The organism is Pseudaquidulcibacter saccharophilus (genome assembly GCF_019455445.1).
Classification (GTDB): domain Bacteria; phylum Pseudomonadota; class Alphaproteobacteria; order Caulobacterales; family Aquidulcibacteraceae; genus Pseudaquidulcibacter; species Pseudaquidulcibacter saccharophilus.
On record NZ_JAHWUS010000001.1, the window covers coordinates 429,802 to 444,771 of the forward strand.

The 14,970-nt window shown below is 42.5% G+C and carries 15 protein-coding genes; 12 read left to right on the forward strand and 3 right to left on the reverse strand.

The window, feature by feature from the left end:
* The 3 genes from KXV15_RS01975 to KXV15_RS01985 form a co-directional block, all read right to left on the reverse strand.
* Nucleotides 1–891 (reverse strand): N-acetylmuramic acid 6-phosphate etherase, encoded by an 891-nt coding sequence (locus KXV15_RS01975; protein WP_240006477.1) that lies wholly within the window; start codon nucleotides 889–891, stop codon nucleotides 1–3.
* A gap of 152 nt (nucleotides 892–1,043) precedes the next feature.
* Nucleotides 1,044–1,706, reverse strand: coding sequence for a tellurite resistance TerB family protein (locus KXV15_RS01980; RefSeq protein WP_240006478.1), 663 nt, complete (start codon nucleotides 1,704–1,706; stop codon nucleotides 1,044–1,046).
* Between the two features lie 59 nt (nucleotides 1,707–1,765).
* A complete protein-coding gene (locus KXV15_RS01985) occupies nucleotides 1,766–2,155 on the reverse strand; it encodes a DUF2306 domain-containing protein (protein ID WP_240006479.1) in 390 nt (129 codons plus the stop codon).
* A 150-nt stretch (nucleotides 2,156–2,305) separates the two neighbouring features.
* Between KXV15_RS01985 and KXV15_RS01990 the strand changes: the two genes are divergently transcribed.
* From KXV15_RS01990 to KXV15_RS02045, 12 genes are all read left to right on the forward strand, one after another.
* Nucleotides 2,306–3,760, forward strand: a complete 1,455-nt coding sequence (locus tag KXV15_RS01990) for a glycosyltransferase family 2 protein (RefSeq protein ID WP_240006480.1) — start codon at nucleotides 2,306–2,308, stop codon at nucleotides 3,758–3,760.
* A 44-nt stretch (nucleotides 3,761–3,804) separates the two neighbouring features.
* A complete protein-coding gene (locus KXV15_RS01995; protein WP_240006481.1) occupies nucleotides 3,805–4,008 on the forward strand; it encodes a hypothetical protein in 204 nt (67 codons plus the stop codon).
* A gap of 192 nt (nucleotides 4,009–4,200) precedes the next feature.
* A complete protein-coding gene (locus tag KXV15_RS02000; RefSeq protein WP_240006482.1) occupies nucleotides 4,201–4,689 on the forward strand; it encodes a response regulator in 489 nt (162 codons plus the stop codon).
* Nucleotides 4,690–4,833: 144 nt separating this feature from the next.
* Nucleotides 4,834–6,351, forward strand: a complete 1,518-nt coding sequence (locus KXV15_RS02005; protein WP_240006483.1) for a phosphohexomutase domain-containing protein — start codon at nucleotides 4,834–4,836, stop codon at nucleotides 6,349–6,351.
* 8 nt (nucleotides 6,352–6,359) lie between these two features.
* Entirely contained in the window at nucleotides 6,360–7,073 is a 714-nt protein-coding gene (locus tag KXV15_RS02010) for a DUF599 domain-containing protein (RefSeq protein ID WP_240006484.1), read from the forward strand.
* 61 nt (nucleotides 7,074–7,134) lie between these two features.
* On the forward strand, nucleotides 7,135–7,662 hold the full coding sequence (locus KXV15_RS02015; RefSeq protein WP_240006485.1) for an A24 family peptidase: 528 nt from the start codon (nucleotides 7,135–7,137) through the stop codon (nucleotides 7,660–7,662).
* Nucleotides 7,663–7,868: 206 nt separating this feature from the next.
* Nucleotides 7,869–8,735 (forward strand): Flp pilus assembly protein CpaB, encoded by an 867-nt coding sequence (cpaB, locus tag KXV15_RS02020; RefSeq protein ID WP_240006486.1) that lies wholly within the window; start codon nucleotides 7,869–7,871, stop codon nucleotides 8,733–8,735.
* On the forward strand, nucleotides 8,732–10,342 hold the full coding sequence (locus KXV15_RS02025; RefSeq protein WP_240006487.1) for a type II and III secretion system protein family protein: 1,611 nt from the start codon (nucleotides 8,732–8,734) through the stop codon (nucleotides 10,340–10,342). The genes cpaB and KXV15_RS02025 overlap by 4 nt, the downstream gene beginning before the upstream one ends.
* A gap of 25 nt (nucleotides 10,343–10,367) precedes the next feature.
* Nucleotides 10,368–11,054 carry a CpaD family pilus assembly protein gene (locus KXV15_RS02030; protein WP_240006488.1) on the forward strand — a complete coding sequence of 229 codons (687 nt, stop codon included), beginning with the start codon at nucleotides 10,368–10,370 and terminating at the stop codon, nucleotides 11,052–11,054.
* The gene (locus KXV15_RS02035; RefSeq protein ID WP_240006489.1) at nucleotides 11,054–12,463 is read left to right on the forward strand and encodes a CpaE/TadZ family protein; all 1,410 of its coding nucleotides are present in this window, start codon (nucleotides 11,054–11,056) and stop codon (nucleotides 12,461–12,463) included. The genes KXV15_RS02030 and KXV15_RS02035 overlap by 1 nt, the downstream gene beginning before the upstream one ends.
* Before the next feature lie 9 nt (nucleotides 12,464–12,472).
* Nucleotides 12,473–13,978 carry a TadA family conjugal transfer-associated ATPase gene (locus KXV15_RS02040; protein WP_240006490.1) on the forward strand — a complete coding sequence of 502 codons (1,506 nt, stop codon included), beginning with the start codon at nucleotides 12,473–12,475 and terminating at the stop codon, nucleotides 13,976–13,978.
* 12 nt (nucleotides 13,979–13,990) lie between these two features.
* On the forward strand, nucleotides 13,991–14,968 hold the full coding sequence (locus tag KXV15_RS02045) for a type II secretion system F family protein (RefSeq protein ID WP_240006491.1): 978 nt from the start codon (nucleotides 13,991–13,993) through the stop codon (nucleotides 14,966–14,968).
* Nucleotides 14,969–14,970 lie beyond the last annotated feature (2 nt).

Consider the following 14,970-nt stretch of genomic DNA (forward strand, 5'->3'; position numbering starts at 1 on the left):
TTAATCTTCTAATGCTGCAAGTGATTTTCTAAGATTGCCATTAGATGCCTCAAGCGATTTTGAAACCTGTTCAAAATCACCCATTCCCAGCGCAATTAAAATTGCCGCTTTAAGATTACCATGTGAATCCTTGATTGCGTTTTGGGCAACATTATCATCGCAATGGGTAAGGGATTTAATAATCCGTACCGCACGATTTCTAAGCTTTTGGTTGGTGGCAATCATGCCAACCATAAGCCCTTTATAAACACCACCAAGCGCAATCATTAATGCGGTGGAAAAAATATTTAGCGCAACTTTTTGCGATGTTCCCGCCTTCATGCGGGTTGATCCCGCCACCGGTTCAGAACCAGTATCAAGGAATATTGAACAATGTGGCTCTAGGATTAATGGGGTTCCATTATTGTTGGCAAAACCAATTGTAAGTGCGCCGCGCTGTTTTCCTTCTTCAACTGCACCAAGTGTGAATGGTGTTCGGCCCGATGCAGCAACCGCGATAATTACATCATCTTTGCCAACATTATATTCAGCCATCGTCTGACGACCACTATCAAAATCATCTTCGGCATTTTCAACAGCACGCATCAATGCCTCTTCGCCGCCCGCCATGGCAAAAACCAATCTTTCCCATGGCCAGCCATAGGTTGGAACGAGTTCAACCCCATCTTGCACTGCAACACGGCCCGATGTTCCCGCGCCAACATAAACAATGCGTCCTTGTGTGCCATCAAGTCGTTCACGGGCTTTTTCAACCGCATATGCGATTTGCTCTTTGGCGTTTTGAACCGCAGAAACCGCAGTAAACTGCCCCTCTGCCATTGCGTTTACGGCATCAAGTGCCGACCATTTGTCAATGTCGATAAAACGGGAATCTGGTGTTTCTGTTGTCATGTTTGAGATACCGATTTTGAATAAAATAGAAAAGTGCAAATGACTTTAACCAATAAAGCCGCCCTAAGCCAAGGCAAAATAGCATGGTTTAAGTTAAATAACAGAAAATGCTGCGCATTTATTGCGCAGCATTACAGGGCTTTAAAACGCTCTTATTCTTCCAATGCACCCGCATGAACGTGGGCAATTAGTTCGGGGGCAAGATTTAATTTTTTTGCCAAATCTGCCAAATATGCCTTTTCTGCTACACCATCAGGATTAATGGCAACCAATGAAGCCGCGTAAAGCTCCAGTGCAATTTCCTGTGTCGTTGCTGCTGCTACTAATGCTTCTGTATCAATTGGTTTTTCAAGTTCGTCTAACAGAAATGCTTTTTCTTCATCGCTTAGAGCAGCTTTTTGAAGTTTATTATAAAGGCGTGCGCGTTCGGAATCATCAATTTTGCCATCGGCCTTCATTGCGTTGATAATGGCTTTTAGGGTTGCTTTACCGATTGTTGCGCGTGCGGCGCTATCGGTTGGAAGGAATTTACCCTCATCACCATCGCCTTTATGTTTTTGCCATGCTTGATAAGCAAGTGTGCCAAGCGCAGCAAGCCCGCCATAGGTTGCCATTTTGCGCCCAAATTTGCCCATAACCCCGCTTAAAAGCACCGCACCCAAAGCGCCGGCTGCTGCGGCACCCATTGCGGTATTTTTGCTATTATCATCACTTTTGACCTTATCGATCAAGGCGCCGCCTTCGGTTTTTATTGCCTCTAATCCTTTTGGTAATTCGCGCTGTAAAGCGGCAATAATTTTATCGGGGTCAAACATCTATTCCTCCTTCAAAAAAGAATAATAGATATTTAATCCCTATCTTTGTGATTTCAATGTCAAAAGAATATTTTGTATAAAAGCCGCCCCGGTGTTAGGGTAAAGGCAAGGGCAATTATTAAGCCCCCAGCATAAAGGCCAAGCATAAAGGCACGATGCAGCATAATATTACCACGCTTTATTGCCCAAATGCCGAGTGGCAGGCCAATTACAAGCCAAACCGTTAGCGTGGTGGTAAGAATATAGGTTGATTGATGGCGTTCTGGTAAAAATACTGCCGTAATGGCAACTATCGTCATTAAAACAACCCAAAACCAACCACGATAAAAGTGGAATTTTGTTCCTTTTTTACTTATCAATTGCGTAGCGCCAACAATTACCGCGACAACCGCCGTCGCGATATGAACTTTTAATATCATTGGTGCATTTAATAATGGTTCAATATTCATAGCTATTTCAAAGACTAAGTGGCCGATATTTATTAACTGCGCAAGATGGCAATATTTTGCGAAAATTAGAAAAAAAGAACTTTACAACCGTCACTATTTTCAATTTATTGAATTGGAATATTATCAATATATCCAGAAATTCAGTAATTAATGACCCTTTTATTGCCAAATGGCCCGCCTATTATTGCGCTAACTCCTCGCGAAAAAAATGCTGCGCACAATGGCGTTATGAGACTAAATGTCGCACAAATAAAAGCTGCTGAACATTCATTAATCGAGCTTAACCCCAATTTTTCGGCGCGCTTTGGTGCGGGGCGTGTAATGGCAAGCCTAGTTTTACTCACCACCCTTGTTGCGATTATTGGGGTTATTATGGGCTGGGGGCGGCAGGTATCATACATTATGATTGCGCTAAATTTGCCGTTGTTAATCATTCGCATTTTAACATTGTTCGATTTTAATAGCGAGGCAAAGGGATTCGATGGCGGCAAATATCGTGAAGAACTTGACGATTTACCAATCTATTCATTGCTAATTGCGGTTTATAATGAAAAAGACGTGATTAGTAATTTGATTACGGCATTATCAAAATTAATTTGGGCGAAAAACAAATTAGACATAATTTTTCTATGTGAAGAAGATGACATAAAAACTTATGAAGAAATTCAAAAACATAAATCACTCTTAAAATTCAGGACGCTTATTTTGCCCAAGGGTGAAATTAAAACTAAACCAAGGGCGTTGCAGGCTGGGTTTGAATATGTTCGTGGAAAATATGTTGCGGTTTTTGATGCCGAAGACCGACCCCACCCAGAACAATTATTGGAGGCATATGACGCATTTTTGCGCGGTGATGAAAAACTTGCTGTTGTACAAGCGCCATTAGTGCCGTGGAATTTCCGTGAAAATATTATCGCGGCATTATTTGCGGTTGATTATGCAACTTGGTACCGCGTTATAATTCCATTTTATGCGCGGTTTTTCAAGGTTTTCCCATTGGGTGGGACATCAAATCATTTTAAAGTAGAGACATTAAAGGCCGTCGGTGGCTGGGATCCCGCTAATCTTACCGAAGATGCGGATTTGGGAATGCGTTTTGCGCTTTTCGGCTATATGGCGGGTAATATTTATTTACCAACCGAAGAAGAAGCGCCACCGCGTTTAAGTGTGTGGCTACGGCAACGTACACGTTGGATACAGGGGCATTTACAGACACTTGATGTTGCAGGGCGCAATTTCAAGATTGGTTTAAAAAAGCAAAGTCGGTTTGAGTATCTTTCAATTATTTTTGCGCTGGCCAGTGGTCCTTTTTACGGTGCGTTGCGCCTACCGATGTTGATATTGTTGTTTTTAAATCCTTTTGACCAAGGATTAATTTGGATATTTCCGCTTCTTGAAACTTTGATTGCGACCAAAGCGGTTATAAGAGATGGTCGTTATATTTTATTATTACAAAATTTTTTATTGCCGTTTTACTGGTTAATACAAACCATTGCCTTGTATCGCGCAATTTATAGGGTTTTTACAAAACCTCTGATTTGGGAAAAAACTATGCATGGAAAAGGTGCGCGATTACAGCGGCTACGGTTTAAATGCTTTAATTGAAACCTATATAAAATTAGATTTTATTGAATTTATATGGGCTGGTGATGGATTTAAAAACAACCGCAATTGTTATGGTGATTGTTATCGCGTTATATGGGATAAGTTTATGGCAATCAAAACGCCCTGTGATTTTGGGTAAGATTCGCTATGTTCCTTGGCCGCAAATTTCATTTATATCATTGCTTGCAGCATTGTTTTTATTGGTTCATTTTCTAACATTATTAAAACAATATCTTGGTGGTTATTGATTGCTGGTTTGATTATTTAATTGGCTTAATGTGACTATAAATAATACACTTTTTTAAAGATAGACTTGTTGAAAGTCTGAAACACTTATAATAAAGCTTGTTTTAACTATTCAGGTTCTTTTAATCTTTAGTGATTTATTTAGTGCCATAATAGATTTTTGAACAAATTTTTTTGATTGTAGCTTTTGATATATGTCTTTGCCAATAAATATATTGCTGGTTGATGATAATCAACATATGCGTAAACTCTTACGAGAAATGCTTAAGGCAATTGGGATTGATTCAGTGCGTGAGGCATCGGATCCCGTTGAGGCATTAGAAAGTATGAGTACGTCTCATTATGATCTTCTAATTGTGGATTTATCAATGCCAATGATTGATGGCATCGAGTTCATAAAAATGATACGTACTGGCGCCGATAGCCAGAATCCATTCCTTCCAATCCTTATGGTTACTGGTCACTCTGAAAGGTCAAAGGTAATTGGTGCACGCGATGCCGGCGTAAACGAATTTATGGTAAAGCCAGTCACCGCGAAAAACCTTTTGCTTCGTATTCAATCAATTATTGACAATCCACGTCCTTTTATCCGCACTTCCTCATATTTTGGCCCGGATAGACGACGTGTGCAAAAAGCAAATTATGAGGGGCCTTGGCGCAGAAAAGACGATACAGTGGCATAAACTGCCTAATATCGTCTCAAATCTCATATTGTGACATCATTTTGCTTGTATAGTCATAATCATCGTTATATTTGTCGGTTATTGGGTTCGGAACTAATCAATTAGTTCTGATACTTTATGCATAGTTTTAAAATGGGAAAAAATATGAAAACGCCTGTATCCTCATTGCTGCCAAATACTTTTGATTTTGAGAACACACCACTTGTTAAGCCAACTGGTTTTCGCGAATATGATGCACGTTGGTGGTTTGGTATTATAGGCAACGATAAGGTTCCTGAACTTAACCTTTTGGGTGTTGAGGCATTGGGTCTTGGTCTTGGCACATTGTTGCACGAATATGGCGCAACAAAAGTTGTGGTTGGGCATGATTTCCGTTTTTATTCTTTGACTATTAAAAAGTCGCTTACTATTGGGCTTATGCGCGCTGGCTGCGAGGTTTTGGATATTGGCTTGGCCCTTTCTCCAGTTGCTTATTATGCACAGTTTGCGCTTGATGCCCCTGCGGTTGCTATGGTTACTGCAAGCCATAATGAAAATGGCTGGACGGGTGTTAAAATGGGTGCAAAGCGCCCGCTTACTTTTGGTCCTGATGAAATGGGTCGCCTAAAAGAAATTGTTCTTGAGGGTAAGTTTGCCCCGCGTGCTGGTGGTTCTTTAACCTATGTTGAAGGCATGAAAGAGCGCTATATCAAGGCGCTTGTTGGTGATTTTAAACTTAAAAAACCTATCAAAGTTATTGCGGCGTGCGGCAATGGCGCGGCGGGTGCATATGCACCAGAGGCATTGCGGATGATGGGTGCCGACGTAATCGAGATGGATTGTAATCTTGATTATACTTTCCCGAAATATAACCCAAACCCTGAAGATGTTGAAATGCTTCATTCAATGGCGGAACAAGTGCGCGAAACCGGTGCAGAAGTTGCCTTTGGTTTTGATGGTGATGGCGATCGTTGTGGCGTGGTTGATGACAAAGGTGAAGAGATTTTTGCCGATAAAATTGGTCTTTTGGTGGCGCGCGATATTTCAAAAACCCACAAAGGTGCAACTTTTGTTGTCGATGTAAAATCGACCGGCGCATATGAAATTGACCCTGTATTAAAAGAAAATAATGTGACGGTTGATTATTATAAAACTGGGCACTCATACATCAAACGCCGCACTACCGAACTTAACGCCATTGCTGGTTTTGAAAAATCGGGCCACTTCTTTTTCCGTGCACCATATGGCCTTGGTTATGATGATGGTATTGTTGCCGCCAAAGCAGTTTTACAAATGCTTGATAATGCCAATGGCGCAAAACTTTCTGAATTAAAACAAGATTTACCAAAGACATGGACTTCTATTACAATGTCTTGCCATTGCGATGACGAAATTAAATATGGCATCGTTGATAAAATTGTTGCTGGTTTTGAAAAACTTGCTGCTGATGGCGGTAAGATTTTGGGAACTGATATTAAAAACGTCAACACAATTAATGGCGCCCGTGTTAATCTTGTAAATGGTTCATTTGTTTTAGTTCGTGCATCTTCAAACAAACCTGAATTGGTTGTAGTTGTTGAAAGCACAATTTCAGAACAAGATATGAAAGATTTGTTCCATAAGGGCGTTAAACCATTACTTGACACCTATCCAGAAATTGGTGGATTTAACCAAACTGTATAAGGCAATATATGCAAAAAGCCGATTATATTGCACTTTTAATATTTGCTGTTTGTTGGTTTGGCTATGAACCATTATTGCGTACTATTGGAACGCATGCCGGGTTAATAGCCAAACATATTAGTGTGCTACGTCAACAATGGATGCGTAATTTCATTACACGTGAAGTGAAATTATTTGATTCCAATCTATTGGGGCATTCGGTAAATTCTGCCAGCTTTTTTGCATCTGCTAACCTTATTTTGATTGCGGCAATTGCCGGTGCAATTTTTGAAGGGCAGGTTCCCAAAAGCATCGTAAATTCATTAGGTATCGAGGCGTCAAGCCGCATTGTTTTAGACATAAAATTTGCGATTATATTATTATGCTTGGCGCGCGGCTTCTTTAATTTTACTTGGGCAATTCGGCAAATGAATTATTGCGCCGCAGCTATGGGCGCGGTTCCACATGATTTAACCCGCGAAGAAGCGGAAGAAACATCTCTGGCCTTGGCGCAAATTGTCGAACCTGCCATGAGCCATTTTTCACAAGGCGTTCGTGGTTATTATTTCTCTATCGCGGCGGCGATGTGGCTGTATGGTCCGTGGTTTTTTATTTTGGGAACAATGGGTGCGGTCGGGCTTTTGTTATGGCGGCAATCAGCATCAAGTTCTGCGGGTGGTCTAAAGTCTTTACGTATTATACTAGAGAAATATCAAAGCCGAAAAAATGATGAGCAAGGTTAATAAGGTGTATTTGGTATATTAAAGTAATAATTTCCTAAGCCTTTTATGATACCAAGTATTTATGATTGGACACTTTGCGATTGATTATACCAATATTGCTGGCCTTGCCGCAGGTGCGCTTTTTTGTGTGTTCCTTATTGTTGCCGCCGTTGGCGATATAAAGAGTTTCACAATTACCAACAGTTTTAACATGCTGTTCTTTTCTAGCTTTTTTATTGTTGCCCCAATTTTAGGTCTCGGACTAGACGATATTTTCTATCATCTAATGGTTGCAGCGGCTGCTTTTATGATTTGTTTTGCATTATTTGCATTGGGTCTTTTTGGCGGCGGTGATGTAAAGCTTGTGGGCGCAACTGCTATTTGGTTGGGATCGGCCCCAATGATGGTTTATGCCTTTTATACTGCCATCTTTGGCGGGGTGTTGGCATTAATACTTTTAACTGCAAGATTTATAAGTAGTAAAGCCGGTTTGCCAAGAAATCCAAAATGGTTGCGTCAATTATTAAGGAAGCATTCGGCAATTCCATATGGTGTTGCATTATGTATTGGCGGCATCTGTGCTTTGCCACAAGTAACTTGGCTTCACTAGCTTACGAAACTATAAATAATTTCTCTTTAGTCATTTCCTAATTATTAAAAAACAAAGTTAATTTTGTTAACCACTTTTTAGACCTTCTTATCCTAAGGTTATAAAAATTTCATCCAAACTGATTCGATTCAGTCTGTTTTTTGAGCAAAAATCTATTCAAAAACAACTGTTTTCAAGGGAAACGAACGGTTTGTGGAGGCTAAGAAGTGAACGTTAAACAAATTGCGATTATTGGCGTAGCATTGGTTGTCGCGGGTGGGGCATTCGTTTTCACCCAAAATCAACAACCGAAACAGATTGCACAAGCCGTCACCGCGCCGGCGATTAACACTGTTAAAGTGTTGGTATCCAATCAAGATTTAGCGGTGGGTACGCGAATTACCAAAGATTCTTTAATTTGGCGCGATTGGCCAAGCGATGCGGTTGGCCCAACATTCATCACCCAAGGAAAAGATCCAAAAGCGCTTGAGCATTTTGTAGGTTCGGTCGTAAAAGTACAATTAGCAATCGGTGAGCCAATTGTGGGCGGAAAACTCGTTATTGCTGACCCTAAAAATGGCATCTTGGCGGCACTTTTAACACCTGGGATGCGTGCAGTAACAATTAACGTTAAAACCAATACTTCTGTGGCAGGTTTCATCCTTCCTGAAAACCGCGTTGATGTCATTCTAACAAGAACCATTGCTTTCCCTAATGGCTCTCAGACTGTTAACCGCACGGTTTCTTCAACAATTCTTGAAAATGTTCGTGTCTTGGCAATCGACCAAAGAGTGATGCAGGAAAAGGGGCAACAGGCGATGACGGGTTCTTCTGCAACCTTGGAATTATCGCCAGCAGATTCCGAAAGATTATCACAGGCCGACAGCCTTGGTGAAATTTCATTGGCATTGCGCTCTTATGCTGATGCAAATGGGCCAACTGTTGCCAGACCAAATGCTTTGGCGCTTTCTCAACCTGCACCGCCAACACAAAAAAATGGCACACAAATGAATCCTGAGGGCGTACCAAACACAACTCCTTCGCCAATGGCACAAGCGGAAAGTGGCGTAAAAGTTTACCGAGGTGGTCAATGATAACCAATAAATCCAAACTTATATATTTGTCATCTGCTGCATTTGCGTGCTTGGCTATTGTCGCGCCAACATCATTTGCAAATGCGCAGTCCACAGGTAATATCGCAATCACCGCGCAGGCGGGTTCACAACGACTTATTTTGCCAAAAGGTAAATCCGCAATTATCGACCTTCCGGTTGAGGCGCGTGATGTTGTGGTGGCTGACCCCAAAGTAGCTGATGCGGTTATGCGAACTTCAAAACGTGGGTTTATTCTTGGCAATGACCTTGGTGAGACCAATGTTTATTTCCTTGATGCCCAAGGTCGTCAAATCCTTACATTAGAGGTTCGGGTTGCACGTGATACCTCTGAACTTGATGCCTTGGTACAAAAGCTTGTTCCTGATGCACGTGTAACATTTGATGCGGTTGGTGAAAGTATAATTATCAATGGCAATGTTCCAAATGCAGGTGTTGCCGACAAAGTTTATCAGATTTCAAAACAATATGCCGGCGGTGACGAGAAAAAAGTCGTCAATATGATGAATATCATGTCCTCTGATCAAGTGATGCTTCAGGTGCGTATTATCGAGATGCAACGTAGTGTCCTTAAACAGCTTGGTATAAACCTCGCGGCTACTAACTTGCTTAACAAAATGCTTCCAGATGATTGGGGCCTGAATTTCGCAACTACTAACGGTTTTTCTGTGAACGGTTCATTCCTTGGCGGTACGGCGCTTGGTTCTAGTTGGGCGAAAAATCTTGTTGTGCCAAATAGTGTGACCTTTAACTCTGCGACTGCGGGAACAATGCCGGTTGCTACTGCGGGTGTTGGTGGTTATTCACGGACCTATGATCCAGACACTGGTCTTTTCACCACAACATATGGTGCGGGTACTGTTGTTCAGGATCAAAGCGCAAATTCAAATATTCAGGCAATGGAACGTGTTGGCCTTGCCCGCACTTTGGCCGAACCTAATTTGATTGCTACAACCGGGGAATCGTCAAAATTCCTTGCGGGTGGTGAGTTTCCGGTTCCGGTAGCACAGGATGGAAACAAAATTTCGGTTTCATTCAAACCATTTGGTGTTGGCCTTGGATTTACTCCGGTTGTAATCAGCCAAGACAGAATTACGCTTAAGGTTTCGACCGAAGTTTCAGAAATTTCGACAACTGTTTCTTACCGCCAACCAGATTCAACAATTACCAATGCCGATGGAACAACTTCAATCGTGCAAGGGCTTTCAATCCCTGGCGTGACAACACGTCGTGCCGAGGCAACAATGGAAATCCCATCTGGTAAATCAATGATGATGGCGGGTCTTATTCAACAAGATCAACGCACCGCGATTGAAGGGGTTCCAGGGATGAAAGATTTGCCAGTTCTTGGTAATTTGTTCCGGTCTCGTGACTTTGTGAATAAAGAAACTGAATTGGTAATAATTGTAACGCCATACATCGTTAAACCGACCACAATGGATAAACTTAAGACACCAGGCGATGGTTTCGCGCCGGCATCCGAAGCATCAACTTTGTTACTTGGCCGCTTAAACAGAATTGTAAAACCATCATCCACCAGCACACCTGAAGGTACGTATAACGCACCTGTCGGGCATGTTCTTCAATAATCGGGCTAAAGAAATGGAACTGACTATGAAAAATAAGCAGAAAGCTATGATAAGTCTGATAGCACTTTTGGCATTAGGGGCTTGTGCCACTTCGATGAGAAAAGACGTTGAAAAGGAAAATCAAAGTGTGATTGATACACGCACATTCCTTGACGCTCATCGTCCTGAAGTAACACAAACAGAATCCAGAATTATGCTGTTCGGCGATGGGGGCAGATTAAGCCCAAAAGATATCGCGAATATTAAATCTTTTGCCGAAGAATTTATTACGGTTGGTCGCGGTACGGTTGTGGTTTCATATCCGCAAGGTGGCGCAAATACTGGCGAAATTAGCGGATTGGTTCGTGAAACCCAGAAAGAATTATATAGCGCCGGCGTTGATTTCAAAAATATGAGCTTTGGAACATATAGCGCAACAGGTCAAAAAGACCCTGTGATGGTTTCATTTGCCCGTTATCAGGCAAAAGAAGTTGAATGTGTGCCTTGGTCACAAATCGACCCGAAAAAAACTGCAAATAATAGCACTACCGTGAATTTTGGATGTGCCACACACGCAAATATTGCCGCAATGGTTGCTGACCCTGGTGATTTACTGGGCGATCGTGAACTTGGCAAAGATGATGCTGCAAGAACACAAGTCGGCATTGATAAATATCGAAAAGGCGAATTGCCTGAAGTCTCTGGAACTGTCTCCGGCGGAGGTAAACAGTAATGATGCAAGAAAAGCATAATAATAACTGGCAGGATGAACTTGAGCTCGAAGGTTTGGATATCAAAGACGAGCCATTTGATTTTGACAATGAAATCGACTTTATCACCGCTGTTGACGATGGCATCGAAGATGTCGGGTCTGCACACGATTTTGATACTTCGGCATTTGAAGAGACCTATATTGGTGAATTGGCGCGCGGTGGCGATCAGCCAGTTCCACGTATTTCCATTCAGGTATTCTGCGAACGTGCTGAAACCGCACAATTAATGCAATCGGCATCAACCGACCGCCGAATTGCAAAAGCAACCGTAACCGTTTCAATGGGCGGTATGAATGCGGCAATTGATTTTTATCAAACTCAAGCGGTTCCAAACTTGATTATTGTTGAAAGTACGGCACCATCACAGGCATTATTAACACAATTGGATCAATTGGCATCGCTTTGTGATGATGGCGTGAAAGTTATTTTGATTGGTCAGGCGAACGATATTGGTCTTTACCGCGAATTATTGCGTCGTGGCGTTTCTGAATATCTTGTGCCGCCATTACAGCCATTACAAATTATTCGCGCTATTTCATCGCTTTATATTGATCCATCAAAGCCATTCTTGGGCCAAACAATCGTGTTTGTTGGCGCAAAAGGCGGCACAGGTTCATCAACTGTTGCACACAATGTTGCATGGTGTATGGCAGAGCATGCACGGGTTAATACAACGCTTGTGGATTTAGATTTATCTTTTGGAACCACAGGTCTTGATTTCAACGTTGATTCTGCAAACACGGTTGCCGAAGCATTAGAAGCGCCAGAACGGATTGACGACGTATTGCTAGATCGTCTTTTAACCCGCTTTACCGAGCGTTTGACATTGTTCACCGCACCGGGTGCACTTGATAAGCAGTTTGATATTCATCAAGAAGCCTATGAAGTCTTAATCGATGGTGTAAGACGTGGTGTTCCGTTTGTGGTCATTGATATGCCACATGTCTGGAGCGAATGGTCAAAACATACGCTTATAAATGCGGATGAGGTTGTGATTGTTTGTGAACCAGATTTGGCAGGTTTAAGAAATGCAAAAAACATTTTTGACCAAGTGAAATCGGTTCGTCCGAATGATTCTTTGCCAAAAATCGTTCTAAACAAAGTTGGCGTTCCAAAGCGCCCTGAAATCCCTGTAAAAGATTTTGGAAGCGCAATCGGTACAGAGCCGGTATTGGTATTGCCATTCGATCCTTTGTTGTTTGGTACTGCTGCCAATAATGGTCAAATGGTTGCCGAAGTTGGCCCACAATCAAAATGCCTTGAAGGTTTTGATTATCTTGCCGCAAGCTTTACTGGTCGTGCGCCACAAAAAAAGGAAAAGACTTCGGTCTTTGACAAATTAAAATCACTTAAATTTGGGCAAGGTTAGGATTTCAACATGAGTTTTGGAAGGCGTTCACAAAATAGTTTTGGACAGGCTTCAAAACCTGTGCCTCCGCCAGCTCCAACGTTGGATGTTGCCACTAAACAAACACCTGTTGCTGCGCCTGCTGCCCCAAAAATTGCTAATACCAATGTTCAACCGACTGCAAAGATTGAAGAGCGGGTAAGCAAAGTTGTAACCAAAACCCAACCGCAACATACAGAGCGTCAAGATGTTGCTGATACTCGGGATGAAGAATATTACCGCCTAAAAGCATCCATTTATAACGCATTGATTGAAACCATTGATTTGGGACAATTGGCGCAATTGGATCTTAAAATCGCGCGGGATGAAATTCGTGACATCGTCAACGAAATAATCGCGATTAAACAGGTTGTGATTTCAACTTCAGAACAAGAACAATTATTAGGCGATATTATCAATGACGTTTTGGGCTATGGTCCATTAGAGCCATTATTGGCGCGCGATGACATTGCCGATATTATGATTAATGGCGCAAATGCGGTGTTTATCGAGGTGGGTGGTAAGGTTACCAAAACCCCAATCCGTTTCCGCGATAATCAGCAATTGATGAATATTTGCCAACGTATCGTGTCACAGGTTGGTCGCCGCGTTGATGAAGCATCACCAATTTGCGACGCGCGTCTTCCAGATGGTTCAAGGGTAAACGTTATTGTGCCGCCATTGGCACTTGATGGCCCGACCATGACAATTCGTAAGTTCAAAAAAGACAAGATGAAAATGCAAGATCTTGTTGGCTTTGGCTCTATTTCCGAAGCGGGTGCAAGGGTTCTTGGAATTATCGGCAATTGCCGTTGTAACGTGCTTATTTCCGGTGGTACTGGTTCAGGTAAGACAACGCTTTTAAACTGTTTAACCGGCTTTATTGCCCCTGATGAACGCGTAATTACCTGCGAAGACGCGGCCGAATTGCAATTGCAACAGCCGCACGTGGTGCGTCTTGAAACCCGTCCACCAAACCTTGAAGGTATGGGGGCGATTACGATGCGCGATTTGGTTAAAAACTGTTTGCGTATGCGTCCTGAGCGTATCATCGTAGGTGAGGTGCGTGGTCCAGAAGCATTCGATTTGCTTCAGGCAATGAACACTGGTCACGATGGTTCAATGGGTACACTTCACGCCAACAGCCCGCGTGAAGGTATATCACGTATGGAATCCATGATTACAATGGGTGGTTTCTCTTTGCCGCCAAAGACCATCCGCGAGATGATTGCGGGTTCCGTTGATGTTGTGGTTCAGGCGGCGCGCCTTCGTGATGGTTCGCGTAAAATCACACATATCACCGAAGTTATTGGTCTTGAAGGCGATGTAATCATTTCCCAAGATTTGTTAACATTTGAAATTGAGGGTGAAGATGCCAATGGCAAGATTATTGGCCGCCACCGTTCAACAGGTATCGCGCGTCCAAAATTCTGGGATCGGGCAAGATATTTCGGCCTTGAAAAAGAGCTTGCTGAAGCACTTGATGAGGCAGAATAATGTGGGGCAAAAATGGACAATAATTTGATTTTACCAGCTGCTGTGGCGGTTTTTGTTGTGCTAATCGGTCTTGCCCTCGTTATGGGTGAAGATGAAACAGCAGGTAAACGCGTATCGTCTGTTGTAAAAAACAATAGTTCACTGTCAAAACGGGTGAAAACCAACGATGTTCAGGGTGATCGTCGTAAAAAAATGATGACCAGCCTTAAAGAAATGGAAGAGCGTGAAAAGAAACTTAAAAAAGCACGTCTTTCTCTTTCTGCAAAAATCGAACAGGCCGGCCTGAACATTGATGAAAAAACTTTTTGGCTGTTTTCATTGGGGGCAGGCATTTTTGCCGCTGCGGTTGCATTTGCACTGCATCAACCAGTTTTTGTCATTCCTCTTGCCGCCGCCGTTGCGGGATTTGGTTTGCCGCGTTGGGTTATAGATTTCTTGATTGGCATGCGCCAAAAGAAATTTATCGCCGAGTTTGCTGGTTCAATTGAAGTTATTGTTCGCGGTGTTAAATCTGGTCTTCCGCTATTTGAATGTTTGAAAATTATTGGTCGTGAGGCGCAAGAGCCATTGGCGGGTGAATTCCGCCGCGTGGTTGATTCCATGCAAATGGGTATGACGCTTGAGCAGGCCATGAGTAAATTATACGAACGCGTTCCAACACCTGAGGTTAGCTTTTTTACAATCGTTCTTGCTATTCAGCAAAAGGCGGGCGGTAACTTGTCAGAAGCATTAAACAACCTATCAACAGTTTTGCGCGCCCGTAAAATGATGCGTGAAAAAGTAAAAGCATTGTCATCAGAGGCAAAGGCATCAGCAGGTATTATTGGTTCGTTGCCAATCGTAGTTTGTATATTGGTTTCTGTTACCTCGCCTGATTATATGAAACTTTTGTTTACCGACAAAACCGGTCACATGATGTTGATGGTTGGTGCGGGCATGATGGGTAGTGGCGTTTTAGTCATGCGCAACATGATTAACTTTGATATTTAGGT